The following is a 24,762-nucleotide window of genomic DNA, read 5'->3' as shown; positions in this document are numbered from 1 at the left end:
TGGTCGCAACTGCCTTGTGACAACTACCAAACGGCACAATTCATGCCCTGGCCACTCGAAGGAACGCCCGTTCGCCGCGCTGGTAGGCTGGCGAACGGCTGCAGACCCCATGCGGGAGAGTCCTTCGTCGATCATGGCGGAGGCGCCGAAGGAGCAACTCCTCCCCGGAATCTCTCAGGCTCACGTACCGCATGGACGAGGTCACTCTGGAAAGCAGGGCGGGCCACGGACGGGCACAGCGCCGGAAGCCCCTCCTCACCGACGGTGAAAGCCGGTGCCGCTCGCGGGGCCGGTGAAGCTCTCAGGTTGAGATGACAGAGGGGGAGGCCGTCCGGGCACCAGCGCCGTGGTGCCCCGCGTAGGTCGAAACGACCAGGAGGCCCCCGCAGATGACCACCACCCGCAGCTCCCTGACCGAGCTGGAACGAGGCACCCCGTTCGAGCAGCGGCACATCGGCCCCGGCCCGGAGGCCCAGGCCAAGATGCTCGCGCAGGTCGGGTTCGGATCGCTGGACGAACTGACCGCGGCCGCCGTACCGGACGTGATCAAGAGCGCGGAGGCGCTGGGTCTGCCCCAGGGCCGTACCGAAGCCGAGGTCCTGGCCGAGCTGCGGGCGCTCGCGGACCGTAACCAGGTGCTCGCCCCGATGATCGGTCTCGGCTACCACGGCACGTTCACCCCGCCGGTGATCCTGCGCAACGTGATGGAGAACCCCGCCTGGTACACGGCCTACACCCCGTACCAGCCCGAGATCTCCCAGGGCCGGCTCGAAGCGCTGCTCAATTTCCAGACCATGGTCGCGGACCTGACCGGACTGCCGACCTCCGGCGCCTCGCTGCTGGACGAGGGCACCGCCGCCGCCGAGGCGATGGCCCTCGCGCGGCGCGTCGGCAAGGTCAAGCAGGGCGTCTTCCTGGTCGACGCCGACTGTCTGCCGCAGACCATCGCCGTGATCGAGACCCGTGCCGAGCCGACCGGCGTCGAGGTCGTGGTCGCCGACCTGTCCGAGGGCATCCCGGCCGAGGTGGCCGAGCGCGGCGTCTTCGGTGTGCTGCTCCAGTACCCCGGTGCCTCCGGCGCCGTACGGAACCCGCGCGCCGTCATCGAGCAGGCCCACGACCTGGGCGCGATCGTGACCGTCGCCGCCGACCTGCTGGCGCTGACGCTGCTGACCTCGCCCGGTGAGCTGGGCGCGGACATCGCCGTCGGCACCACGCAGCGGTTCGGTGTCCCGATGGGCTTCGGCGGCCCGCACGCCGGGTTCATGGCCGTACGGGAGAAGTTCGCCCGCAGCCTGCCCGGCCGCCTGGTGGGCGTCTCGGTGGACGCCGACGGCGACAAGGCGTACCGCCTCGCCCTCCAGACGCGTGAGCAGCACATCCGCCGCGAGAAGGCCACCAGCAACATCTGCACCGCGCAGGTGCTGCTCGCCGTGATGGCCGGCATGTACGCGGTCTACCACGGCCCGGACGGCCTGGCGGCCATCGCGCGCCGCACCCACCGCTACGCCTCCATACTGGCGGAGGGGCTGCGGGCGGGCGGCGTCGAGGTCGTGCACGGCGCGTACTTCGACACGCTGACCGTACGGGTGCCGGGCCGGGCCGCCGAGGCCGTCGCCGCGGCCCGCGAGGCCGGGGTCAACCTGCGGCTGGTCGACGCCGACCTGGTGGGCATCGCCTGCGACGAGACCACCGGACGCGCGCAGGTGCACGCCGTGTGGAGCGCCTTCGGCGTGCAGGCCGACATCGAGCAGCTGGACGCCGCCGTCACCGACGCGCTGCCGTCGGAGCTGCTGCGCGACGACGCGTACCTGACGCACCCGGTCTTCCACCAGCACCGCTCCGAGACCGCCATGCTGCGCTACCTGCGCCGGCTGTCGGACAAGGACTACGCGCTGGACCGCGGCATGATCCCGCTCGGCTCCTGCACCATGAAGCTGAACGCGACGACCGAGATGGAGCCGGTCACCTGGCCCGAGTTCGGGCAGCTGCACCCGTTCGCGCCGGTCGAGCAGGCGCAGGGCTACCTCACTCTGATTGCGGAGCTGGAGGAACGTCTCGCCACGGTCACCGGCTACGACAAGGTCTCCATCCAGCCGAACGCCGGCTCCCAGGGCGAACTGGCCGGTCTGCTGGCCGTACGGGCGTACCACCGCGCCAACGGCGACGAGCAGCGCACCGTCTGCCTGATCCCGTCCTCCGCGCACGGCACCAACGCCGCCAGCGCCGTGATGGCCGGCATGAAGGTCGTCGTCGTCAAGACCGGCGAGGACGGCGAGGTGGACACCGACGACCTGCACGCCAAGATCGAGCAGTACCGGGACCAGCTCGCGGTGCTGATGGTGACCTACCCGTCCACGCACGGCGTGTTCGAGGAGCACATCACGCAGATCTGCGCGGCGGTGCACGACGCGGGCGGCCAGGTGTACGTGGACGGCGCCAACCTCAACGCGCTGGTCGGGCTCGCCGAGCCCGGCAAGTTCGGCGGCGACGTCTCACACCTGAACCTGCACAAGACCTTCTGCATCCCGCACGGCGGCGGCGGCCCCGGCGTCGGCCCGGTCGGCGTCCGCGCCCACCTGGCGCCGTACCTGCCCAACCACCCGCTGCAGCCCACCGCGGGCCCCGAGACGGGCGTGGGCCCCATCTCCGCGGCGCCGTGGGGCTCCGCGGGCATCCTGCCCATCTCCTGGGCGTACGTCCGGCTGATGGGCGGCGCGGGCCTCAAGCGCGCCACCCAGGTCGCGGTGCTCGGCGCGAACTACATCGCCAAGCGCCTGGAGCCGCACTACCCCGTGCTCTACACCGGCCCCGGCGGCCTGGTCGCGCACGAGTGCATCATCGACGTCCGGCCGCTGACCAAGGCGACCGGCGTGAGCATCGACGACGTCGCCAAGCGGCTGATCGACTACGGCTTCCACGCGCCGACGATGTCCTTCCCGGTGGCCGGCACGCTGATGATCGAGCCGACCGAGAGCGAGGACCTGCACGAGCTCGACCGGTTCTGCGACGCGATGATCGCGATCCGCGGGGAGATCGAGAAGGTCGGCTCGGGGGAGTGGGACCAGGACGACAACCCGCTGCGCAACGCTCCGCACACCGCGGCGGCGCTCAGCGGCGAGTGGACGCACCCGTACACCCGTGAAGAGGCGGTCTTCCCGGCCGGCGTCGAGGCGGCGGAGAAGTACTGGCCGCCGGTGCGCCGGATCGACGGCGCGTTCGGCGACCGCAACCTTGTGTGCTCCTGCCCGCCCATGGAGGAGTACGACGGCTGATCCGCCGTCGGCGCGCACCGTCCGCGGTCGCGCGGCATGCGAAGGGCCCTCGGCGTCGACGCCGGGGGCCCTGTTGTCCGTTGTGCTGTGTTGTCAGCCGGCCTGTGCCGAGCTGTGCGGTTCCGCGTGGTGGCGTGCGCCCGTGTGATCAGGCAGCGGCGGCCACGTGCGGCGTGCCCAGAACCCGGTGCGGCGCGATGACCTGGCCGTCCGGCAGCAGTTCACCGGTGTCCTCGAACAGGAGGACACCGTTGCACAGCAGGCTCCAGCCCTGCTCCGGGTGGTGCGCCACCAGATGGGCGGCCTCCCGGTCGGCGGAGTCTGCGGTCGGGCACGGCGGTTGATGCTGGCACATGGATGATGTCTTTCGCTGCGATGTGGTCTGATTCGTCCTGCGGCTCGACGAGATGCTCATGGCCGCTCCCCCGTTTCAGTAGGTCGATACCAGTGTTGCCCCACGGGCCGGATTCCGCAGGGATTTGGCTGCAGCGGCACTCACTAGATAATGACGCATCACCCGTGCGGTCGGTTCATTTCAAGTGCGTCCCCCTTACGGGGCGTTGGGAGCAGGGCGGACACGTACTCCGCGCGGGTGAGCACAGCGGAGCGCCCCGCGGCCGTGGAGGGCGCGGGGCGCGTTCCTGTGAGGCGGTGTGCTTCTGTGCGCGGTTGCGTCGTACGGCCTCGGCCGGTCGCCGCGGAGAAACCCCCTGCCGGGTCTCAGGCCGGCGACCCCAGGAGGGGCACCGGCGCGAGGCGCAGGGTCAGCCGGGGCAGCAGGTCCGCCACCCGGTGGGGCCGGTGGGCGGCGATGCCCGGCGGAGCCGGTGCCAGGGGGACGAGGACATCACCCGGGGCGGGCACCCCTTCGGCGCCGTCCGCGGCGATGTCGTGGTGCAGCCACAGGGTGAGCATGTACAGCTCCGGCACGGACAGCAGCCGTGGCTGGTACGGGGACGGTACGGACTCCGCCTGACGCAGTGCCCGTTCGGTCGACGTGACGTAGGGGCCCTCGCAGAAATGCGAGAAGGTCCAGCCGTCGGCCGTGAGCATGGCTTCCGCGGTCGCCACCGCCCGTTCGCCGTTGCGGATCAGGAAGCGCCAGCCGGTCAGCCGGGTACGGGGCGGCCCGGCGGGGTGGCTGACATCGTCCAGCACGTGTACGGGAAGGGGGAGTTCGGGGCTCAGCGGACCCTGGTGGGCACGGAGGGCGGGGGTGCGGGCCTCGCGCACGGCGGTGGGGGAACCGAGGGCGGCGAGGACGCTGCGGAGGGCAGGCGCGGGGGCAGGGGGAACATGCAGCGGCATGGTGGGTCGCCTCTCACTTGGGAGACACGGTGGTGCTGGGCATGGTGCGGACGGCGTCGTCAGCGTGCGGGGTCAGAGCGCCAGTACTTGGCCGACCGGGGATGTCGGCCCGGCGGGGTCAGCCGCTTTGCCACAGCCCCGGTGGAACACCGCAACGCTGGGCGCCAACTCTCTGCCTCGTCAGCGAAGTTTATACGACGTGTGTTCACCAAGTGTTTCGGCTAGCCGTTCCACGGATTGCCGACAAGGCGGAATCCGGACCCGCCCGAGCGGTGTTTTCGGTGCCTTTGTGCGGTGCGCGGTGCGACGGCCTGCTATTCCGTCGTGAACACGGTAGGCCGGATCTGTACGGTCATTTTCCGGATCTCGACGGCGTTTACCGCGACGCAATGATCCGGCCTCCGGAACCGACGGTATGCCCTCGGAATGTGCCAGCCCCCGCGTCTCTGGGAGCCTACCGGTTCCGGCGCACGTCCGAGGCGTTATCGATCGGATTGGCGGGCATCATCGACCGTAGCGCGATCGCCGGGGTGCCGCCGGGGAGTTCAGCGGCCCGGGCGCTGCCGGAAGCTCCGGACGGCCCGCCGGGCCGGGGCCCGTCGTCATGAGGAGGGACGCTTCGATGGGGGAGAAGGTTGCGGCGGGCGGTACCGGTCTCACCGACCGGCAACGCTATCGAAGAAAGCTGCACGAGTGTCTGACGGGATTGCAGAGGCTCCTGAACGACAAGCGGTTCGATCGTCCCAAGAACCTGATGGGGCTGGAGATCGAATTGAATCTCGCCGGCCCTGACGGTATGCCGCGCATGATGAACTCGCAGGTCCTGGAGCGCATCGCGAGCCGTGATTTCCAGACCGAACTGGCCCAGTGCAACCTGGAAGTCAATATCCTTCCGCACCGGTTGTCCGGGCGCGTCCTCGACCAGCTCGCCGAAGAACTGCGCACGGGCCTGGCCTATGCCGACCGCAAGGCCGCCGAAGTCGCCGCCCGTATCGTGATGATCGGCATTCTGCCGACGCTGGCCGCCGAGGACCTGGTCGCCTCCAACCTCTCGGAGATCGACCGTTACGTCCTGCTCAACGACCAGATGCGGGCCGCGCGCGGCGAGGATTTCCAGATCGATCTGGAAGGCGTCGAGCGGCTGGTCTCCTCCTCGGCGTCCATCGCGCCCGAGGCCGCCTGCACGTCGGTGCAGCTGCACCTCCAGGTCACCCCCGGCCGCTTCCCCGCCGTCTGGAACGCGGCCCAGGCCGTCGCCGCCGTCCAGATCGCGGTCGGTGCCAACTCGCCGTTCGTCTTCGGCCGCGAACTGTGGCGCGAGTCGCGCCCGCCGGTGTTCCAGCAGGCCACCGACGTCCGGCCGCCGGAGCTACGGGCTCAGGGGGTGCGTCCGCGGACCTGGTTCGGGGAGCGCTGGATCGATTCCCCGTTCGACCTGTTCGAGGAGAACCTGCGCTTCTTCCCGCCACTGCTGCCCATCCACTCGGACGAGGACCCCCTCGCCGTCCTGGACGAGGGCGGCGTCCCGAGCCTGGCGGAGCTGGTGCTGCACAACGGCACCGTCTACCGCTGGAACCGCCCGGTGTACGGCGTCGCCGACGGCGTCCCGCACCTCAGGGTCGAGAACCGGGTACTGCCCGCGGGGCCCACCGTCACCGACGTCATCGCCAACACGGCCTTCTACTACGGGCTGGTGCGGACCCTGGCCGAGGAGCCGCGCCCGGTCTGGACGCGGATGCCGTTCGCCACGGCGGCCGAGAACTTCGACACCGCGTGCCGCCGCGGCATCGACGCCGTACTGAAGTGGCCCCGCTCCGGCCGCTCCGGCGGTCTCGGCGAGATCTCCGCCGTCCGCCTGGTACGTCAGGAACTGCTGCCCATGGCCGCGGCCGGCCTGGACGCCTGGGGTGTCGAACCGGTCGACCGGGACCACTACCTCGGCGTGATCGAGGCACGCTGCCGGCGCCGGGTCAACGGGGCGTCCTGGCAGGCCGCCGCGTACCACCACGCGCTCGGCCGCGGCCTGGACCGGGGCGCCGCGCTGGCGGCGATGACCCAGCGCTACAGCGAACTGATGCACTCGGGGGAGCCGGTGCACGCCTGGCCCGTCGAGTGGACCGCCGCGCCGGTGGCGGCGGGGCGGGGCTGAGGGGCGGGCGGGCGCGGTTCCGTACGTCGTCTCTGGGGCGGGCGTACGTCGCTTCCGGGACGGCCGTGCGTCGCCTCCAGGGCGGCCCGCTGTGAGCTGACGCTCCGTCGACCCGACCGTCCGCGCCAGGAGTACGGCAACGGTCGTCGGACCGACGCCCCCTGGCACCGGCGTGACCGGACTCGCTCGTTCCCGGGCGTGCCGGTAGTGCGGGAGACGAAGCCGGGCAACGCCACGTGCCGTGACCGTATCCCCGATCCCCGCCTTCGCACTTCGGAACGCTTCCTCCGTACGTGTCGTCGAGGCGAGGTTTACGAAGATGGGGCGACGCCCCGTGCGGCTCGCCGGAGCCGTCTCGGGCAAGGTATGACGTTCCAGGCGTCAGCGCGATCGTGCAGTGGTGCGGTCGCGAGTGGCCCCGTAGCGCGGTCGTGAGACAGCCCCGTGGTGCGGTCGTGAGGTAGTCCCGTAGGGCGGAAGTCGGAAGTGCGGAAGTGGAGGCAGCTGTGCAGTCGGACGCGAGTCCCGTGACCGGTGTGGGATCGCCCGGCCGGGAGTGGCAGGGCCCGGACGAAGGGCGGGACGAGGGCGCGGCCGGCGGGCTGCCGCGGCGGATCCTGCGCGGTGAGACGGTGCTGGTCCTGGCGCTCTCGCTGGGCGCCAGCGGCGTGTCCGCGCTGATCAGCTTCATCGGGTCGCTGACCAAGCCCGGCGGCCTCAAGGACCAGGCCGCGATGCTGAACTCCTCGCACGCGCCGGGACGCCCGTGGCTCGACCTGGCCTGGCAGCTGTTCGGCATCGCCACCGCTCTCGTCCCCGTGGCGCTGGTGGCGCATCTGCTGATCCGGGAACGGGCGGGCGGTCTCCAGGCGGTCGGCTTCGACGGGCGCAGGCCCGGCTCCGACCTGGGGCGCGGTGCCGGCGTGGCGGCGGTCATCGGCGGCAGCGGACTGCTGCTGTACCTCGGTGCGCGGGCGGCCGGCTTCAATCTGACGGTGGTTCCGGAGGGGCTGCCCGACGTCTGGTGGAAGTTCCCCGTACTGATCGCCTCGGCGGTGCAGAACGCCGTCGTCGAGGAGGTCATCGTCGTCGGCTACCTGCTGCGGCGGCTGGGGCAGCTGGAGTGGACCCCGGTGGCCGCGCTGGCCACGAGTGCGGTGCTGCGCGGTTCGTACCACCTGTACCAGGGCGTCGGCGGGTTCGTCGGGAACATGGTGATGGGCGTGATCTTCGTCCTGCTGTACCGGCGCTGGGGACGCGTCGGCCCGCTGGTCGCCGCGCACGCGCTGATCGACATCGTGGCATTCCTCGGATACGCGCTGCTGGCGGGGAAGGTGGGGTGGCTGCCTACGGGGTGAGGGGAGCCGCTGTGTCGTTATGGGAGTGTCGGCCGGGACGGGAGCGTCGGTCGTTACGGGAGCGTTGGCCGGTACGGGCCGTCGACCCGTACGGGAACGGGTCGGAATCGGGCCGGGGTGGGGCCGGAATCGGGCTGGGGTGGGGCCGAGCCCAGTCGGTACAAGGCGGCTGGGCTCGGTCCCGTCGGGCGCGTCGGGGCGCGCCCGCATCCCAGGGAGGGCAAGGCCCGGCAGCCCTCAGGGCGTGACCAGCAGCTCGCCGTCGATGACGGTGACGGCCGAGCCGGTCAGCAGCGTACGGTCGCCGCGCAGCGCGGTGCGTACGAGGCCGGTGCGGCGGGCGGGGCCCTGGAGGCCGGTGAGTTCGTCGCGGCCCAGCCGGGCCGACCAGAACGGCGCGAGCGCGGTGTGCGCGCTGCCCGTCACCGGGTCCTCATCGATGCCCACGGCCGGGAAGAAGCAGCGGCTGACGAAGTCGTGGCCGCCGTCCGGGTCGTCGGCCGCCGCGGTGGCGATCACCCCGCGTCCGCCGGGCGAGGCGAGCGTCCTCAGGTCCGGCTCCAGCGCCCGTACGGCCTTCTCGTCGGCCAGTTCGACGAGGAGGTCACCCAGGTTCGCGCCGGTGTCGTACGCGCCGCGGATCTCCACCCCCAGCGAAGCGGCGACCGCCGGCGGCACCTCGACCGGCGTCAGCGGAGAGGTCGGGAAGTCCATGGTGACCGCGCCGCTGTCGTCGGCCGTCGTGGTCAGCACGCCGCTGCGGGTGGCGAAGCGGACCGTACCGGTGGCGGTCCCGGTCGTGTGCAGGACGTGTGCGGTGGCCAGGGTGGCGTGACCGCACAAGTTCACCTCGGCGGCAGGAGTGAGCCAGCGCAGCGCCCAGTCGGCGGTGCCGCCCGCGGGCAGCGGGTGGGCGAAGGCGGTCTCGGAGAGGTTGACCTCGGCGGCGACCCGCTGGAGCCAGGCGTCGTCGGGGAAGCCGCCGGCGTCGAGCAGGACGACTCCGGCAGGGTTGCCGCCGAAGGGGCGGTCGGTGAAGGCGTCAACGATACGAATCCTCATGGCCTGGAGCTTAGGAGGCCACCTCGTTTCCGCCCAAGGCCAATTGCGAGGAGGTGGACTGAATTCGGGGCCGGAGTCGGGCTGGAGCGGGGAAGTGGCTGGCCCTGGGAGGTGGGAGAGTGAAGCCAGTCAGGCAGAGGTGCGCAGGGCTCGGGGTCTAGCGCCTGGCTTTGACGGGCTCTCCGCTTTGACGGGCTCCCCGCTTTGACGGGCTCTCCGCTCTCAGCCGATTCAGGGCGCGACGAGCGGCTCGGCCTCGTACGCGCGGTGCAGCAGTTCCAGGAAGTCCGGCGCGTCCGGCAGGGGCGTCGCGCCGATCCGGTGCACGGCCACGCCCGGTGTCCACGAGTTCATGACCACGCCGCCGGCCAGCGACGGCAGGTCGTCCAGGGCGACCTCCTGGACGCGCTGGGGGACGCCGAGGCCCTCCAGCTGCCGCCGGACGATGCCCATCGTGGTGCCGCCCAGCATCTCGGCCGCGGGCCACACCACCGAAGAGCCGTCCCAGAAGGCCAGGTTCCAGATGGAGCCCTCGCTGAGCCGGCCCCGGCGGTCGATGAAGGCGGCATCGTCGAAGCCCTGGCTCGCGGCCTCCCGGAGGAAGTACGTCTTGCCCACCTCGCCGACGTGCTTCACGCCCGGGAGGGGCCTTTCGTACGCGACCGCCGCCAGCGTCAGCGGTCCCCGCGGTCCGGTCGCGGCCGGGCCCGTACGGACCAGCACCTCGGGCTCCACATCGGCCCCGGCCACGGTGAATTCGCCCGCGGGCGAGAACACGGTGGCCGTCACCGAAAGATCGGCCGGACCTGCCTCCAGGGCCGCCCTCAGGTAGGCACGCACCCGGTCGTCGGCCACCGCCCGGCCGAACATCTCCTCCGACGCGGTCCGCAGCCGCTCCAAGTGGAGGTCGAGGCCCCGGACCCGGCCGCCGCGTACCTGTAGGGCGGTGAAGTGGGCGTATCCCGCGAAAGCGAGCGGTGCCAGGTCCCCGGCCGTCGCCGCCCGGCCGTTACGTTGCACGACGAAAGAGGTCATGATGTCACTCCAGCTGTACGACAACGGGGCAGGTGCCGGCAGGCCTCGGCCCCTGGGCGGTACGGCGCGGAACGTTCGCTCCGCGGGCGACGTTAAGGCTTCACACCAATGGAAAGGTCAATCTCAAAATGGGCGGGGCAGTGGGGACGGAGCAGATGCTGATCGGGGAGTTGTCCCGGCGTACCGGAGTCAGCCCCCGATTGCTGCGGTACTACGAGGAGCAGGGCCTGCTGTCCGCCGAGCGCGGTCCGAACGGCTACCGCTGCTACGACGACAGCACGGTGGTCACCGTGCTGCAGGTCCGCGCCCTGCTGGACGCGGGGCTGACCACCGAGGTGATACGCGCGGTGCTGCCGTGCGCCCGGGGTGTGCAGCCGGAGATCGAGATGTGCCCGTCCGTGCGGGCCGTCCTGAACCAGGTGCTGGCGGACACCGAGGAGCGCATCGACCACCTTCAGCGCAGCCGTAACGCCGTCGCGGGCTACTTGGGGCAGCAGTCCTGACCCGTGGGCGGGAGCGTGCGCGAGTGCGCTCCCGGAAGGCTCTTCCCCAGGCGCGCCAGCGGGGAGAGACCCATGATCAACGGCGAGAGGGCCAAACCGGCGGCGGTCACCAGCAGAGCGGTACGCAGCCCCCACTGGTCGGCCAGCCGGCCGCCGAGCAGCGAACCGAGCGGGGCCGGCCCCAGGCCCGCGAAGTTGATCGTCGCCACCACCCGGGCCTGAAGAGGCACGGGGGTGACGGCCTGCCGTACGGCCATGACGGTCACGTTGACCACCTGGCTGAAGGTGCCGAAGAGGACGTTGACGCCCACGAGCAGGGCGACCGTGACGGCGGTGGAGCCGTGCAGCGCGGGAACGCAGAGCAGCGCACCGTCCGCGAGGGCCGCCGCCGACACCAGTACCAGGCCGTGGCCGTACCTGCGGGGCAGCCAGGCGGCCAGCAGCGAGCCCAGGACCGCGCCCGGTCCCATCGCGGCGAGGGCCAGGCCGACGGCGGTGCCTGAGAGGTGCAGCTCTCGGGGCAGGAAGAGCAGGTAGACGGTCATCAGGGCCGCGAAGGAGAACTGGAAGGCGGCGGAGGCCAGGCCCACGGCGCGCAGCGTGGCGTTGCCGAGGACGAAGCGCAGCCCTTCGCCGATGTGGGACAGCGTCGGCTGGGCCGGGCGCGGCCGGGTGGGCCGAGCGGTGTCGGCGATGCTCGTGCCCGTGGCGTGATCGCCGGTGTCCGTAGCGCCGCAGCCGGCGCCCCCGGGGACCGCCTCCCGCCGTCGGATCCGACGGACCGACAGGTAGGACAGCGCGAAGCAGCACGCACCGGCAGCGGCCGCGACGGGCGCCGACAGCAGTGACGCCAGCGCGCCGCCGAGAGCGGGGCCGCCGATCTGCGCCGCGGACCTGCTGCCTTCGAGTGCGCTGGTGCCCTGCGTCAACTGATCGTGCCGTACCAGCCGTACGAGCGAAGCCTGGTACGCCACGTCGAAGAACACACTGAGCACGCCGACGACGAGCGCGACAGTGATCAGCACCGGCACCCCGAGGACACCGAGAAGGTACGCGCAGGGGAGTGCCGCCAGCGCGAGAGCCCGCCCGAGGTCCGCCGTCATCATGACGTCGCGCGCCCGCCGGCGGTCCACCCACGCACCGGCGAAGAGCGAGAGCAGCAGGACCGGGGCCTGCTCCACCGCGCGCAGGGCGCCGAGTTCGGACGCGCCGGCATCGAGGGCCAGCACGGCGATGAGCGGCAACACCACCTGACCGGTGCGTTCCCCGAACTGGGAGGCGCTCTGTCCGACCCAGGAGCGACGGAAGTCGACGTCACCCCACAGGCTCCGCGGGTTCGGTGGGCGGCGCTCGGACGTCGTCTTCATCGGCCGCACTGGAACCGGACCCCTCCTTGGGTTGCCGCACGGGAACCGAGCCCCCATCGGCTGCCGCACCGAAACCGGGCCCCCTTCGGCTGCCGCACCGAAACCGGGCCCCCTTCGGCTGTCGCACCGAAACCGGGCCCCCTTCGGCTGTCGCACCGAAACCGGGCCCCTTCGGCTGCCGCACCGAAATCGGACCTCCTTGGGGTGCCGCACCGGAACCGAGCCCCTAGGGCGGGCCGCTGCTGAGGAGCGCGCCGTGCTGCTGGGCGGGCTGTGGGGCAGCACTGGCGGCGAGGCTAGCTGGCGGCCGTCGGCCGCTGCAGGGATTTTCGCGCGGCTGGGCCGCGACGACCTCGGGTGTTGCCAGCCGAACAGTTCCGATATATCGTTGAAGCATCGCGAACGATCAAAGTGATGTCGCGATTGATCAAAGAAGCAGTTGCGAACTGAAGCAGTGACGACGAGAAAGGAGCGCATCATGCGTTCCCACGGACACGAACACCACGGACACGGCCGCCACGGAGGCCGAGGAGACTACGAAGGACGGTTCGAAGGGCGGCGCGCCGCGTTCGGGCCGTTCGGGCCGCCTTTCGGAGGGCCGCCGTTCGGCGGTGGCCGTCGCGGCGGCGGGCCGCGGGGCCGGGCGCGGCGCGGTGACGTACGCGCCTCGATCCTCGCCCTGCTGAAGGACCGGCCGATGCACGGTTACGAGATGATCCAGGAGATCGCCGAGCGCAGTGGCGGCGCCTGGAAGCCGAGCCCCGGCTCGGTGTACCCCACCCTCCAGCTCCTGGAGGACGAGGGGCTGATCAGCAGCGCGAGCGAGGGCGGCAAGAAGCTCTTCTCGCTGACCGAGGCCGGCCGTACGGAGGCGGAGAGCGTCGCCGACGCCCCGTGGGAGGAAGCCGGCCGAGGCGTCGACTGGGAGGCCATGAACGAGATCCGTAAGGCGGGTGGCGGCCTGGTCGAGGCATTTCGCCAGGTGTGGGCCACCGGCACGCCCGAGCAGCGGGAGAAGGCCATCTCGGTGGTCAACAAGGCCCGCAAGGAGCTGTACCTGATCCTCGCCGAGGACGAGTGACCCGCTCGCCGTCGCACGCGTGGAGTTGAGGCGCGGCGATGACGGGTGAGTTCGGCAGGGGCCGTGACCAGGGGAACCGGGTCACGGCCCTTTTGTGTACATGCGTGCGTGCCTGCGCGTAAGGGTGCGGGCCCGCCGGGGTGCGTGAACGGTTGGGCGCGTGAGCGTGAGTGGGCCGGAATGGCAGGGGTGCGTGCTGTCGGCCGGGGCGGAGGGGGGCGTTCCGCGGTGGCTCGGTGCGGTGGCGTTCCGGCGGTGAATTCGGGAGGTTTACGACGGCGGCATATGTCCTACTCGGTCTCAGGGGCGGCGCGCCGGCTCTCCTCCGCAAGGATGAGATTCCGGAAACGCGTGCCCAACCCTGGGCGGATGCGCAAATGCTTCCCGCCGGGGATGTTCCGGGCGTCAGCTGCTGGTGGGGTGGGGACTGTGCAAAACCGTACTGCGTACAACAGCGGAGAAGGCCCTCCTCGTGAGGACCTCGAAACGCGGCTCACCGTAGAGCTCGCGTCGGTGGTCTCCGCTGCCCGCAGGCGTGCCACGCGGGACGGTGACCGCCAGGTGGACACGGCCCACCTGCTGCACGGACTCCTGGAGTCGGACCCTTCGGTGCGGGCGGCGTTCGACAGTGGGGCGCAGGTCGCCCGGCTGCTCGGCTATCTCGTACAGCGCAGCATCGGCTACGGCCTCCAGTGGCACGGCACCGTCGAGGACTCCGGCGCGGTGCCGATGGTGACCGAGGGGGTGGCGCCGGGCTGGTCCCCCGCCGCGGCTGCCGCCCTGGACGGCGCACTCGACCGGGCGCACGCCCGGTACGCGACCCATGCCGCCTGCCTCGATCTGCTCGCGGCCCTCGTGGACGACCCCGAGTCGCGCGCGGTCGAGGTACTGCGCCGGGCCTCGGTCGACACGGAACAGCTGGCGGCCCGACTGGACGGGGACCGGGCGGGTCAGGAATGACGGGTGTGTGGATGACTGGAGCGTGGCCGGAATGACGGGCGCGTGCCTGTCGGGATGACGGGCGCGCGTCGGGGATGACAGGCGCATCGGGGATGACGCTGCTGACGGCTCCTGTCATGATGTGCCGATGCGTGCGTCTACGGGGAGTCAGGAGGCCTGCGGGGCTGGCGAGGGCTTGGGGGTTTCCAAGGTTTCGGGTGGTCCTGGGGTTTCGGGTGGCCCGGGTGGTCCTGGGGCTTCGGGGCGTCCTGAGGTTTCGGGGAAGTTGAAGACGTCAGGTGGTACCGGTCATGCGTCGCAACGTCCAGGGTGCGACGGTGCGGCCAACAGGGCCCGAAAAACCGGGCTCGCCCTCGCACTGATCTCCGCCGTGGCCTTCGGCGGCTCGGGTGTGGCAGCCAAACCCCTGATCACAGCCGGCCTCGAACCCCTGCACGTCACCTGGCTACGGGTCGCGGGCGCCGCCCTCGTCATGCTGCCCGTCGCCTGGCGCCACCGGCGACTGCCGCTGCGCCGCCCCGCTCTCCTGGCGGGTTTCGGCCTGCTCGCCGTGGCCGGCGTCCAGGCGTGCTACTTCGCGGCTCTCTCCCGCATTCCCGTGGGAGTCGCGCTGCTCATCGAATACCTCGCGCCCGCGCTGGTGCTCGGCTGGGTCCGCTTCGTACAGCGGAAGCCGGTCACGCGGGCCGCCGCGGTCGGTGTCGTCCTGGCGGTCGGCGGACTGGCCTGTGTGGTGGAGATCTGGTCCGGCCTGAGATTCGACCCGGTCGGCATCGCTCTGGCCCTCGGTGCGGCCTGCTGCCAGGTCGGGTACTTCGTGCTCTCCGACCACGGCACTGACGGCGAGGACGCGGCGGACCCGCTCGGCGTCGTCGCGTACGGGCTGCTGGTCGGCGCGGCCGTGCTGACCGTGGTCGCCCGGCCTTGGGAGATGGACTGGCCGGTGCTCGGTGGCAGCGCCTACCTGGACGGAACCCGGGTGCCCGCCATGGCGCTGCTCGGGTGGCTCGTACTGGTTGCCACCGTGCTGGCGTACCTCACCGGCGTCCTGTCGGTGCGTCGGCTGTCTCCGCAGGTGGCGGGGGTGGTGGCGTGTCTGGAGGCGGTGATGGCGACCGTCCTGGCGTGGGTGCTGCTCGGCGAACACCTCACCGCGCCGCAGCTGGTGGGCGGCGCGGTGGTCCTGATCGGTGCGTTCATCGCACAGTCGGCGACTCCGAAGGCGGCAGCGGAGGTCATTCGGAAGACGGCTGTGGGGACGGGTCCGGACGCGGCTGTGGAGACGGGCCCGGAAGCGGTTGCGGGGACAGGTCCGGAGACAAACCCGGAGACAGGTCCGGAGACAAACCCGGAGACCGGTCCGGAGACAGACCGGGAGACGCCTCCGTCGGCGGGCCCTGAGGCGCTCCCGAAGGCGCTTTCGAAGGCGGGCCGGAAGGACGAGGCCGCCCAGGACGGCGCGGTGCGCCGTGCGCCGTGACGACGGTTCCGGCTTGTCGGCCGACCGACGTTCCTCGTAAGGTGCCGATCATGCGATTGACTGTGCTGCCCCCTCCCGCCGCGTAGCGCGGGCGGCGGTCTCCGAGAGAGAACCTGGCCCGGGCCCGGTGTGATCCGAATCCGAAGGACACGCCCCGCCCCGGACTGGTCGCTGCTGCCCGCATACGGGCTACGCGACCTTTCCACTCCACGGCGCTCGGCGCCGTCCCGGATCTCCCGGAGAAGCACAGCCATGCATGGTGTCTCTTCCCCCGCCCTGCCCGTGGGCCGGGGCCTGTTGTACGTGACCCTCGCCGCGACCGCCTGGGGCACGGCGGGCGCGGCCGCCTCCCTCCTCTACCGCAGCAGCGGTCTGGGGCCTCTCGCCCTCACCTTCTGGCGGACCGCCGGCGGCCTCCTGCTGTTGTCGGCCGCGCGGGCGGTGCTTCGCCGCCGTACCGTGAGCGCGCCGGATTCCGCCGTACGCCCTAAGGAGCCGATGCGACGCCGCGCCGCGCGCATCGCCACCACCGGGGTCGCGCTGGCCGTCTTCCAGACCGCGTACTTCGCGGCCGTCGAGACCACCGGGCTGGCTGTCGGCACGGTCGTGACCATGGGGGCCGGGCCCGTCCTCATCGCGCTCGGCGCGCGGCTGACCATGGGCGAACGGCTCGGGGCCGGCGGAGTCCTGGCGGTCGTGGGCGCGCTGTCCGGGCTGGCCGTACTGGTTCTCGGAGGCGGTGATTCCGGTACGGTGCGGCCCGCCGGGGTCGCCCTTGCGCTGCTGTCCGCCGCGGGCTGTGCCGTGATGACGCTGACCACCCGCCGCCTGGGCCGGGCTGGTGACGTCGCCGACCCGTACGGTTCCACGATCAGCGCCTTCGCCGTCGGGGCCGGATGCCTGCTGCCGTTCGCCGCGGCCGAAGGTCTGTGGCCGCAGGCTCACGAACTGGGCCTCTCCCTCTGGCTGATGGGCTACATCGCCGCCGTACCGACGGCCCTGGGCTACGGCCTGTACTTCGCGGGCCTGGCGGCCGTACGGGCGGCCACGGCGTCGGTGATCTCGCTGGTCGAGCCGGTGTCCGCGGCGGTGATCGCGGTGCTCTTCCTGGGGGAGGAGCTGACGGCGGGCACGGTTGTCGGTACGTGCGTGCTGCTCGCGGCCGTCGCGGGGCTGGCCGTGGCGGAGGCTCGGGGCGCGATGGCGGCTCGTACGGGCGAGGCACGGGCGGCTACGGTGCGCTGACCGGCAACCGACGGCATCCGACCGGCATCCGACCGGCATCCGACCGGCCACCGACCGGCCACCGACCGGCAACTGACCGGCATCTGACCGGCCACCGATCGGCTGCTATCGGCCACCGACCGGCAGCTGATCCGCATGCGACCGGCAGCTGATCCGCATGCGACCGGTTGCTGACCGGCTGCTGACCGGTCGCGAGTCGGGGCGGGCTCCACCTGCCGCCCGCCCTCGGCTTCCCCCCCCGCGACCCCCGGCTGCGGTTCCCACCGCCCCCGCCCCTCCCCGGCTGCGGTTCCCGCCCAGCCGTCAGCCCCGGCCGGTCGCCAGTCGCCGCAGCTGGTGGGCGCGGGCCTGGGCGTCACGGGGTGCGGCCCGCTCGGCCAGCCGTTCCGAGATCCGCTGCTGGACGGTCTCGCTCCGCTTGCCCGCGTACTTGAACTTGGCCCGTACGTCCGTCACTTCCAGCCGCAGTCCCCGGATGCCGGGCAGTTGGCGTCCGTACGGCGGGCCGTCCGCGGTGACCGGTGCCGACCCGCCCTCGGGCTGGAAGTGCCCCAGCTGACGTTCCAGAAGTGCGGCCTTCTCCTGCGGATCGTCCACGATGTGGGCTGTGCAGGTGAGCTGTACGGCGGCGTAGAAGCTGGTCGGGACGCCGTGCTCGGGCGGGTCCTCCTCGGCGGCCTGCCACGGCCCGGGTATGAACACGTAATCGTCCACGACGCTGAGCAGGACGGCCGGGGCGGCCTCCAGCGCGCGCCATATCGGGTTCGGGCGGGCGAGGTGGGTGACGGCCTCGCGGCGGGCCGGGTCGTAGGCGAAGTGCAGGGGCTGGACGAGGGGCGGGGCGCCGGGCGGGCCGTTGACGGCGAGCTGGCCGAAGTCGTGGCCGGCCAGCCAGTTCTGCCACTCGGCGTCGTCGGTGGGCGCGTCCCACGGGTGGATCAGCACGCGGTCCCCCTTCAGTGAGCGGAGAGGTAGGCGGGCTCGGCGATGTCCGCGGCGAGATCGTCGGCCGGGACGGGCGTGCCGTACACGGGGGCGACCGGCAGGACGCCGCTCCAGTAGGGGAGCAGGTGGTCTTCGGGCTCGTCGTTCGGGCCGCCGGCGCGGATCTTGGCGGAGACCTCGTCCAGGTCGAGGCGGATGACGGCGGTGGCGGCCAGTTCCTTGGCGTTCGCCGGCCGGGAGTCGGCGGCCCGGCCCGGCAGGACGTGGTCGACCAGGGCGTCGAGGGCGGCCGTCTTCTCGTCGTGCTCGACGACCTGGTGGGCGGTGCCGTGGACGACGACGCTGCGGTAGTTGACCGAGTGGTGGAAGGCGGACTTGGCCAGGACCAGCCCGTCGACATGGGTGACCGTGACACAGACGGGCAGGCCTGGGTCGGCCGTCTCACCGGCCATGCGCAGCGGGCGCGAACCGGTCGAGCCGTGGAGGTACAGCCGGTTGCCGACCCGGCCGTAGAGCGTGGGCAGCACGACGGGGGCGCCGTCGCGGACGAAACCGAGATGGCACAGGTAACCGGCGTCGAGGATCGCGTGCACGGTCTCGTGGTCGTAAGCGGCGCGCTCGCGGGCGCGGGTCGGTACGGTGCGCTCCGTCCGGGCGAAGGACAGGTCCTGGGGCGCCTGGGGCATTGCGGACTCCATTGCACTAGTGCATACTTGGTTTTGTGCTAGAAGATTATCGGATCGAAGGGCGGCGCGCATCGGAGATTGCCGCCAGCGTCGAGCGAGCCGTCGGTGCGGGCGAGCTCCAACCGGGCGAAGTCCTGCCTCCGCTGCGGGAGTTGGCCGTCTATCTGGAGGTCAATCCCAATACGGTGGCGTCCGCTTACCGGACGCTGCGGGACCGCGGGGTGATCGAGACGGCGGGCCGCCGCGGCAGCCGGGTGCGCCCGCGGCCGGCCAGTACGGCTCGTGAGGCGGCGCTGGGGCCGGTGCCGCCCGGCGTGCGCGACGCGGCGGCCGGAAATCCTGACCCCGCGCTGCTGCCCGCCCTCGGGCAGGCGCTGGCCGCGGCCGCCGCCCGCAGCGCGGAGCGGCCGGTTCTGTACGGGGCCCCAGCCGTCGGCACCGAGCTCGAACGGATGGCCCGCGCCGCCTTCGAGGCGGACGGGGTGCCGAGCGGCGCCATCGCCGTCGCGTCCGGTGCGCTGGACGCGATGGAGCGGGTGCTCGGCGCGCACTTGCGCCCCGGTGACGCGGTCGCGGTCGAGGACCCGGGCTGGGGGAGCCTGCTGGATCTCGTCCCGGGACTCGGACTGCGGGCCGTGCCGGTCGCGGTGGACGACGAAGGGCCGCTGCCCGAGCAGGTCGGCCGGGCGGTGCGTGAGGGCGCCCGGGCCCTGGTCGTCACGGACCGGGCGCAGAATCCGACGGGCGCGGTGCTCAGCTCCGGGCGCTCCCAGGAACTGCGCGAGGTGCTGGCGGCCCATCAGGACGTGCTGCTGATAGAGGACGACCACGGCCACGACATCGTCGACCTCCCGCTGCACTCGCTCGCGGGAGCCACCGACCACTGGGCGCTCATCCGCTCCACGGCCAAGGCGTACGGCCCCGACCTGCGGCTCGCCGTGCTGACCGGGGACGCCGTGACCGTGGACCGGGTGCGCGGACGCCAGCGGCTCGGGCCCGGCTGGGTGAGCCACCTCCTGCAGGACGCGGTGGTGCACCTGTGGCGTACGGGAGCGGTCGACCCCAAGGCCGTCGCGGACGCCTACGGCAGGCGCCGGGACGCCCTGATCAACGCCCTGGCGGCCCGCGGCATCCAGGCGCGGGGCCGCAGTGGAATCAATGTATGGATCCCGGTCCCCGACGAAACCGGCGCGGTCGCCCGGCTGCTGCATGCCGGCTGGGCCGTTGCCCCGGGAGCCCGCTTCCGTATGCACTCACCACCGGGCATACGTGTCACCATCGCGGGCCTCACGGAAGACGAACTGCTGACACTGGCGGATGCCATCGCTTCCGCCGTCGAGCCGATGGAGGCGCGCAGATACGACTGAAGACCGCTTCGACGGAACAGGGCCGACCGGCCGGATCGACCGATCGACCGGACGACCGACCGGACCGAGCGACCGGACCGACCGACCGACCGGACCGACCGACCGGACCGACCGACCGGCCGGATCGACCGAGCGACCGGACCGAGCGACCGGACGACAGACCGACTGACAGACCGATCGAGAGACCGACCGAGGGGTCACCCGACCGAGGGGCAGGCCGACCGGCCGAACAACGGGGGAACGATGCTGGCTACCATCGCACGATGCCTGATCAGAGCTTTCTTGTCCGTGGTCCGAGGGTGGCCCTCCGGCGGATCTCCTTCCAGGACCAGGAGGAGATCGCGGTCCTGGAGCGGGCAAGCGCCGCACTGCACCACCCGTGGATCCCCGCGCGGGACACCACGGAGGAGGCCTTCCGCGCGTACGTCACCAAGTTCGACCAGCCCACCCACGAGGGCTTCGTGGTCTGCCTCCGGGACACCGGCGCGATCGTCGGCGGCGTCAACATCAACAACATCGTGCGCGGCGGTATCCAGAGCGGAGCCCTCGGTTACGTCGCCTATGCGTCCACCACCGGGCACGGCTATATGACCGAGGGCGTGCGCCTCGTCGTCGAGTACGCCTTCACCGAGCTGGGGCTGCACCGGCTGGAAGCCAACATCCAGCCCGGCAACGCCCCCTCGGTCCGGCTCGTCGAGCGGCTGGGCTTCCGGCTGGAGGGCTACTCCCCGCGCTTCCAGTACGTGGACGGCGCATGGCGCGACCACGAACGGTGGGCAGTGACGGCCGAGATGACCGGGCACGCCACGGGGGCGGATTCCCCGGACCACGCGATCTGACCGAGGCGACCCCCCTTGATCCCGCGCCGCTCAGGCATCGTGAACGACTTGGCAGGGCCAAGGCCAGGGCCAAGGCCAGGGCCAAGGCCAGGGCCAAGGCCAGGGCCCGGGCGGCGCGGCACATCACGACAGGCTGTTGCCGAGGAATCAGGGCGAATGTTGTCCGGGAGCGGTTCTAATCGTCGCCGCGCGGGGTGGTGCGGCGGGGACGGCTCTGGGTCAGGGCGGCGCCGGCCAAGACGATCAATGCGCCGACGGGCGTGTTCCAGCTGAGCTGTTCGCCGAGCAGGGCCACACCGGCCGCCGTGGCGATGACGGGGACGAAGTAGGTGACCATCTGGGCGGTCGTGGGCCCGACCTCCGCCACCAGTCCGTACTGCAGCAGGAAGGCGAAGCCGGTGCCCAGGGCGCCGAGCGCGAGGACGGCGAGGAGGGGGACCAGGGGGTAGGACGTCGGAACGGGAGTGAAGAGCGCGGCCACCACGCCGACCTGGACGGTGGCGAGGAGCATCTGGGCGCTGGAGAGCGCGACGTTGGATTCATCGACGCCGGCGAGGGTGCGCCGGACATAGATCCAGCCGATGGGGTAGCTCAGTGACGCGCCCAGGGCCATCGCCGTGCCCGTCGGGTCCGTACCGGAGAATCCCTGCCAGGCACCGAGCACGGTCAGCACGCCCAGGAAGCCGAGGCCGAGGCCCGCGACGCGGCGGCGGGTGGGCCGGTCCTCGGACAGGGCCACCAGCGAGAGGGCCATGCCCCACAGCGGGGAGCTGGCGTTGCAGATGCCGGCCAGGGTGGAGGGGATGGTCAGTTCGGCGTAGGCGAAGAGGGAGAAGGGGAGGGCGTTGAGGAAGAAGGCGGCCACTGTCAGGTGACCCCAGGTCCGAGCGGAGCGGGGCAGCCGCTCTCGCTTGGCCACCAGTACGGCGACGAGCACCACGGAACCGAACGCCACCCGGCCGAAGGTGACGTGCAAAGGCGCGTACCCCTGTGTGCCGACCTTGATGAAGAGAAAACTGAAGCCCCAGACCAGGCACAGGATTCCGAACCGCAGGCGCCAGTCGAAGACGCGGCGTGCCACGACCCGTTGCGTGGCGGGACGGGGAAGGGTGTGGGGCGAGGGTGGGTGGGTCGTTTTGGCGGACCCTGGTGGGGCGGAGTCCGGGTCGGTCATGTCGGCTTCGGAAGGGGCGGCGGTGCTCATGGGCACTACGATGCGGCTCGCGATCTCGTAGTACAAGCGAATTTTCATAGGGGGTATCGCTTAGCATTGCTTACATGTTGAATCTTGATCGCTTGCGGACGCTGAGCGCGGTGGCCCGGCACGGCTCGGTGAGCGCGGCGGCGGACGGTCTGCATGTGACCACCTCGGCCGTCTCGCAGCAACTCGCCAAGCTGGAGCGGGAGACGGGACAGCAGTTGCTGGCCAAGAACGGCCGCGGCGTGCGGCTGACCGACGCCGGCCGGCTGCTGGCCGATCACGCGGTACGGATCCTGTCGCAGGTCGAGCTGGCTCAGGCCGAGCTGGAGGCTCATCGTGGCCAGGCCGTCGGTGAGCTGCGGCTCGGTGCATTCCCCACCGCGGCGCGTGGGCTGTTCCCCGCCGCGTTGGCCGGTCTTCGCGCCGATTACCCCCAGCTCCGGCCGAAGCTGCGGGAGATGGAGCCGGATGCCTCGGTGCGGTGCGTGGTGCGCGGTGACATCGACCTGGGTGTCGTCCTGGACTGGCACAACCGGCCGCTCTCCCTGCCCGAGGGGCTGGCGAAGGCGCCGATACTGAACGACCCCGCCGACGTGGTCGTGCCGACCGGTCATCCCCTGGCGGGTCGCGACTCGGTCGAGCTTGCGGAGCTGGCCGATGACGAGTGGATCTCCTGGCCGCAGGGCGAGTTCTGTCACGACTGGCTGATGTTCACCCTGCGCGGTCAGGGGATCGAGCCGCGCATCTCCCACATGGTGGAGGAGCATCACACCCAACTGGCGCTGATCGCGGCCGGGCTGGGCGTCGCGGTGGCTCCGCGGCTGGGGCGCGGGCCGGTGCCGGAGGGGGTGAGCGTGGTGCCCGTACGGCACACGATGCGGCGGCACGTCTACGCGATCTGGCGCGCCGACGCCGACCGGCGGCCGTCCATCCGCGCCGCGGTCGCCGCGCTGCGTGCGGCGGGGGAGGAGGTCGAGGGCCGCTGAAGTCGTGGCACCGGACAGCCCCGACCCGGCGCGGTGACGCGACCGGCACGACGACGCGACCGGCACGACGACGTACGGGGGTGACGGGACCGCGGGACGACCCCGCTCATCCGGGCGGTCGGCTATGCGGCCGTCGCGCGGAAGCGGGCCAGAAGGGCCTGGGCCGACGGGGCGTCCGCGTCGAAGAACTGCGTGGCCAGTGCGGGTGGCACGGCCGTTCCGTGCATGCGGGCCTCGTGGCACGTGAAGCAGAACGCCGCCTCGAACAGCGCCAGGCCGAGGGAATCCTCGTACGCCCGGATGCCCCAGCCTGGCCGGAAGCCGCAGCGGTGTTGCTCGCTGCCAGGCAGGTTTCCGATCGAGGTCAGGGCATCGGCGGCCTGGCTCCCGGTCCAATGGTCAACCGTCCTGCCGGGGTATGCGACGCCTCGCTCGGCCGGGAGGCCGGAGATCCTTATGACCTCGATCAGTACGGTGGCGGCCACGGCGTCGGCGGGGAGGTGTGCAGCGACGATCTCGATCGGAGCCGGTCCGGGCCCGGCTCCGCCATGTCCTCCTCGACGGACTCGGCGCCTGAGGGGACTGGACTGGTCGGGGTGCGCGATCGACTCCGTCAGCGTCCGGGCAGCAAAAAGGGGGCCTGGCCGGACCGAATCCGACCGACCGCGGCAAGAGCGGATCGAAAATCCGCCTGGTCACCGGGCATCGAGTCCTCCACGCGGCTGGGCCGCCGCCGCTGGGCCGTGGAGAGGACGGTCTCCTGGCTCGTACGGCTGCCGCCGCCTGCACCGCCGGTACGAACGCAAGGCTGAGCGTTTCCTCGCCTTCGCCGGCATCGCCGCGGCCCTCATCTGTCACCGCTGGCTCATCGCTTCAAGCCGACTCCTGTTGCCACTGTCACTGGGCCGTGCCAGCCAGCAGCCACCGACGTACACGCACTTCCAGCACCACACGCTTGCTGGTGGGGCGCTCGGGAGCGGATACGTCCCACGCGTACTTCTGCTCGAACGCGGTCACGATCTCGCGGGGGAACCCCTCACCTCTCAGGAGTGCGTCTCCTTCGGCAACTACCGGGAACCGGCCATCCTCCAAAGCCAGGGACACCCGGGGCTCCTTGCGGATGTTTCTGACCTTGACGGAGCTGAGATCCGAACCGATCCACCACCGAGAGCTTTGGTAGACGAACCAGACGGGCGTGACGTGCGCAGAGCCGTCCGGGCGCACGGTGCACAGCCAGACGTTCCTTTCCTCGGCCAAACGCAGACGGACGGCTGGGCCTGGCTCGTTGACAAGATCACTCATTCCGTCATCCGACCAGCACGCGTGAGCGACCGCATCGGGCCGGCGCGTCGGACCATCGGCTTAGGTCTCACGGATCAAAAGAAACGACGTCAAGGGCATTGCTCGGAGTGATCGCGGGCTTCGGGTACATCGGCTTGCAGTAGGGAGGGGGACGTGCTGAAGCCGTGGCGTGAGTAGGCTCCGACGGCGCGTGCGCTGGAGTGCACTGTTACGCGTTCGAGGCCCTGCTCGTGGGCCAGTTCCAGCAGCGCGTCGATCAGCTGTCCGCCCAGCCCGCTGTCCCGTTCGTGCGGTGCCACGTACACACACTGCACGTCGCCCGATGCCCGGTCCAGCGCGCGCGGAGTCGGAACGCGCCGGGTGACCGCCAGCCAGGCCATGCCGATGACCGTGTCACCGCGCGCCAGGACCAGGCACTGGTGCGAGGACGCGTTCTCCCGGGCCCATGCCGCGAAGTGACGCCGGAACGTTTCGCGTGTGGTGGTGGGCGCGCCTCCGAGCTCCTGCACCCACTGCCAGCGGAGCTCGGCGACGGCGTCGAGTTCGTCCGGCCGGACGGGGCGAATACGGATGGTGTCCATGGGGGCATGGTGGCTCGGGGCAGCATCGGGAG

General features: G+C 71.5%; 22 protein-coding genes, 2 pseudogenes and 1 riboswitch. Of the genes and pseudogenes, 12 read left to right on the top strand and 12 right to left on the bottom strand.

What is annotated here, in order from left to right:
* Positions 1-102: 102 nt before the first annotated feature.
* Positions 103-200: riboswitch (glycine riboswitch) on the top strand.
* Positions 201-389: 189 nt separating this feature from the next.
* The gene (gene gcvP, locus AB0L45_RS08685) at positions 390-3,275 is read left to right on the top strand and encodes an aminomethyl-transferring glycine dehydrogenase (protein WP_365837463.1); all 2,886 of its coding nucleotides are present in this window, start codon (positions 390-392) and stop codon (positions 3,273-3,275) included.
* Between the two features lie 148 nt (positions 3,276-3,423).
* Here the strand turns inward: gcvP and AB0L45_RS08680 are convergent, their stop codons facing one another.
* Both AB0L45_RS08680 and AB0L45_RS08675 read right to left on the bottom strand, forming a co-directional pair.
* Positions 3,424-3,630: a DUF5999 family protein gene (locus AB0L45_RS08680; RefSeq protein WP_365837461.1), complete on the bottom strand. Its 207-nt coding sequence runs from the start codon at positions 3,628-3,630 to the stop codon at positions 3,424-3,426.
* A 365-nt stretch (positions 3,631-3,995) separates the two neighbouring features.
* Positions 3,996-4,583 carry a hypothetical protein gene (locus AB0L45_RS08675; protein WP_365837459.1) on the bottom strand — a complete coding sequence of 196 codons (588 nt, stop codon included), beginning with the start codon at positions 4,581-4,583 and terminating at the stop codon, positions 3,996-3,998.
* A 622-nt stretch (positions 4,584-5,205) separates the two neighbouring features.
* Here AB0L45_RS08675 and AB0L45_RS08670 point away from each other — a divergent pair.
* Entirely contained in the window at positions 5,206-6,732 is a 1,527-nt protein-coding gene (locus AB0L45_RS08670; protein ID WP_365837457.1) for a glutamate--cysteine ligase, read from the top strand.
* A 93-nt stretch (positions 6,733-6,825) separates the two neighbouring features.
* On the opposite strand, the pseudogene AB0L45_RS08665 reads toward AB0L45_RS08670, so the two are convergent.
* Positions 6,826-6,930, bottom strand: a pseudogene (locus tag AB0L45_RS08665) (bifunctional 5,10-methylene-tetrahydrofolate dehydrogenase/5,10-methylene-tetrahydrofolate cyclohydrolase); the annotation flags it as partial.
* Positions 6,931-7,334: 404 nt separating this feature from the next.
* On the opposite strand from AB0L45_RS08665, the gene AB0L45_RS08660 reads away from it, so the two are divergent.
* Positions 7,335-8,090, top strand: coding sequence for a CPBP family intramembrane glutamic endopeptidase (locus AB0L45_RS08660; RefSeq protein ID WP_365837509.1), 756 nt, complete (start codon positions 7,335-7,337; stop codon positions 8,088-8,090).
* Positions 8,091-8,327: 237 nt separating this feature from the next.
* Here the strand turns inward: AB0L45_RS08660 and AB0L45_RS08655 are convergent, their stop codons facing one another.
* On the bottom strand, positions 8,328-9,152 hold the full coding sequence (locus AB0L45_RS08655) for a PhzF family phenazine biosynthesis protein (RefSeq protein ID WP_365837455.1): 825 nt from the start codon (positions 9,150-9,152) through the stop codon (positions 8,328-8,330).
* A 231-nt stretch (positions 9,153-9,383) separates the two neighbouring features.
* Entirely contained in the window at positions 9,384-10,187 is an 804-nt protein-coding gene (locus AB0L45_RS08650; protein ID WP_365837453.1) for an aminotransferase class IV family protein, read from the bottom strand.
* 155 nt (positions 10,188-10,342) lie between these two features.
* Here AB0L45_RS08650 and AB0L45_RS08645 point away from each other — a divergent pair, with 155 nt between their 5' ends.
* On the top strand, positions 10,343-10,690 hold the full coding sequence (locus AB0L45_RS08645; RefSeq protein ID WP_365837507.1) for a MerR family transcriptional regulator: 348 nt from the start codon (positions 10,343-10,345) through the stop codon (positions 10,688-10,690).
* On the opposite strand, the gene AB0L45_RS08640 is transcribed toward AB0L45_RS08645, so the two are convergent.
* Positions 10,669-12,057, bottom strand: a complete 1,389-nt coding sequence (locus AB0L45_RS08640; protein ID WP_365837452.1) for an MFS transporter — start codon at positions 12,055-12,057, stop codon at positions 10,669-10,671. The genes AB0L45_RS08645 and AB0L45_RS08640 overlap by 22 nt on opposite strands.
* A gap of 478 nt (positions 12,058-12,535) precedes the next feature.
* Between AB0L45_RS08640 and AB0L45_RS08635 the strand changes: the two genes are divergently transcribed.
* The 4 genes from AB0L45_RS08635 (at position 12,536) to AB0L45_RS08620 (ending at position 16,823) form a co-directional block, all read left to right on the top strand.
* Positions 12,536-13,138 (top strand): PadR family transcriptional regulator, encoded by a 603-nt coding sequence (locus tag AB0L45_RS08635; RefSeq protein ID WP_365837450.1) that lies wholly within the window; start codon positions 12,536-12,538, stop codon positions 13,136-13,138.
* Between the two features lie 429 nt (positions 13,139-13,567).
* Positions 13,568-14,098 (top strand): Clp protease N-terminal domain-containing protein, encoded by a 531-nt coding sequence (locus AB0L45_RS08630; protein WP_365837448.1) that lies wholly within the window; start codon positions 13,568-13,570, stop codon positions 14,096-14,098.
* A gap of 265 nt (positions 14,099-14,363) precedes the next feature.
* Positions 14,364-15,578 (top strand): EamA family transporter, encoded by a 1,215-nt coding sequence (locus tag AB0L45_RS08625; protein ID WP_365837446.1) that lies wholly within the window; start codon positions 14,364-14,366, stop codon positions 15,576-15,578.
* A gap of 252 nt (positions 15,579-15,830) precedes the next feature.
* Positions 15,831-16,823, top strand: a complete 993-nt coding sequence (locus AB0L45_RS08620) for an EamA family transporter (protein ID WP_365837444.1) — start codon at positions 15,831-15,833, stop codon at positions 16,821-16,823.
* A gap of 303 nt (positions 16,824-17,126) precedes the next feature.
* Here AB0L45_RS08620 and AB0L45_RS08615 read toward each other — a convergent pair whose 3' ends face one another.
* Positions 17,127-17,768: an FMN-binding negative transcriptional regulator gene (locus AB0L45_RS08615; protein WP_365837443.1), complete on the bottom strand. Its 642-nt coding sequence runs from the start codon at positions 17,766-17,768 to the stop codon at positions 17,127-17,129.
* Between the two features lie 11 nt (positions 17,769-17,779).
* The gene (locus AB0L45_RS08610) at positions 17,780-18,454 is read right to left on the bottom strand and encodes a pyridoxamine 5'-phosphate oxidase family protein (protein WP_365837441.1); all 675 of its coding nucleotides are present in this window, start codon (positions 18,452-18,454) and stop codon (positions 17,780-17,782) included.
* Positions 18,455-18,489: 35 nt separating this feature from the next.
* Between AB0L45_RS08610 and AB0L45_RS08605 the strand changes: the two genes are divergently transcribed.
* Positions 18,490-19,821 (top strand): aminotransferase class I/II-fold pyridoxal phosphate-dependent enzyme, encoded by a 1,332-nt coding sequence (locus AB0L45_RS08605; protein WP_365837439.1) that lies wholly within the window; start codon positions 18,490-18,492, stop codon positions 19,819-19,821.
* Between the two features lie 263 nt (positions 19,822-20,084).
* A complete protein-coding gene (locus AB0L45_RS08600) occupies positions 20,085-20,660 on the top strand; it encodes a GNAT family N-acetyltransferase (RefSeq protein WP_365837437.1) in 576 nt (191 codons plus the stop codon).
* A 175-nt stretch (positions 20,661-20,835) separates the two neighbouring features.
* On the opposite strand, the gene AB0L45_RS08595 is transcribed toward AB0L45_RS08600, so the two are convergent.
* Positions 20,836-21,900, bottom strand: coding sequence for a DMT family transporter (locus AB0L45_RS08595; RefSeq protein WP_365837505.1), 1,065 nt, complete (start codon positions 21,898-21,900; stop codon positions 20,836-20,838).
* A 38-nt stretch (positions 21,901-21,938) separates the two neighbouring features.
* Here AB0L45_RS08595 and AB0L45_RS08590 point away from each other — a divergent pair, with 38 nt between their 5' ends.
* Positions 21,939-22,847 (top strand): LysR family transcriptional regulator, encoded by a 909-nt coding sequence (locus tag AB0L45_RS08590; RefSeq protein WP_365837435.1) that lies wholly within the window; start codon positions 21,939-21,941, stop codon positions 22,845-22,847.
* Between the two features lie 122 nt (positions 22,848-22,969).
* Here the strand turns inward: AB0L45_RS08590 and AB0L45_RS08585 are convergent, their stop codons facing one another.
* A complete protein-coding gene (locus tag AB0L45_RS08585; protein ID WP_365837433.1) occupies positions 22,970-23,332 on the bottom strand; it encodes a hypothetical protein in 363 nt (120 codons plus the stop codon).
* Positions 23,333-23,548: 216 nt separating this feature from the next.
* Here AB0L45_RS08585 and AB0L45_RS08580 point away from each other — a divergent pair.
* Positions 23,549-23,702: pseudogene (locus tag AB0L45_RS08580) on the top strand (transposase); the annotation flags it as partial.
* 42 nt (positions 23,703-23,744) lie between these two features.
* Here AB0L45_RS08580 and AB0L45_RS08575 read toward each other — a convergent pair.
* Both AB0L45_RS08575 and AB0L45_RS08570 read right to left on the bottom strand, forming a co-directional pair.
* Complete coding sequence (locus AB0L45_RS08575) at positions 23,745-24,149, bottom strand: pyridoxamine 5'-phosphate oxidase family protein (RefSeq protein ID WP_365837431.1); 405 nt, start codon at positions 24,147-24,149, stop codon at positions 23,745-23,747.
* 89 nt (positions 24,150-24,238) lie between these two features.
* Positions 24,239-24,730, bottom strand: coding sequence for a GNAT family N-acetyltransferase (locus tag AB0L45_RS08570; protein WP_365837429.1), 492 nt, complete (start codon positions 24,728-24,730; stop codon positions 24,239-24,241).
* Between the last annotated feature and the right edge of the window lie 32 nt (positions 24,731-24,762).

This window comes from Streptomyces sp. NPDC052496 (genome assembly GCF_040679095.1).
Classification (GTDB): Bacteria; Actinomycetota; Actinomycetes; order Streptomycetales; family Streptomycetaceae; genus Streptomyces.
This window is presented reverse-complemented; position numbering and strand designations above follow the sequence as displayed.